Origin of the sequence: Acinetobacter sp. AL9 (assembly GCF_041464035.1) — a bacterium.
GTDB classification, from domain to species: Bacteria; Pseudomonadota; Gammaproteobacteria; order Pseudomonadales; family Moraxellaceae; genus Acinetobacter; species Acinetobacter towneri.
This window is the reverse complement of sequence record NZ_JAYFSK010000304.1, coordinates 1-224: the sequence shown is the minus strand read 5'-3', so window position 1 is coordinate 224 and position 224 is coordinate 1. Positions and strand designations below refer to the sequence as shown.

Annotated in this window: 1 protein-coding gene; it reads right to left on the bottom strand. The window is 48.7% G+C overall.

All coding sequences use genetic code 11. The annotated features are described in order from the left end of the window. Nucleotides 1-28: 28 nt before the first annotated feature. Nucleotides 29-224, bottom strand: a 196-nt coding sequence (locus tag ACEO2X_RS14825; RefSeq protein ID WP_178928677.1) for a transposase domain-containing protein, incomplete at its 5' end; no start/stop codon positions are given.

Here is a 224-nt window from a genome sequence, read left to right as displayed (position 1 = left end):
AGCGTCCGCTGAACCCCATGCCTATTTTTTAATTCGGTTCAGGTTTCCAGCGGTGTGGTAGCAATTCTTCAATCTGAGTCACTTTATGTGTCGGCAACCTTTTCAGCACATCACTTAAATAGGCATACGGATCCAAGCCATTCAGCTTTGCTGACTGGATTAAAGTCATGATATTCGCCGCTCGCTGGCCGCTGCGCAGCGAACCTGCAAACAGCCAGTTCTTG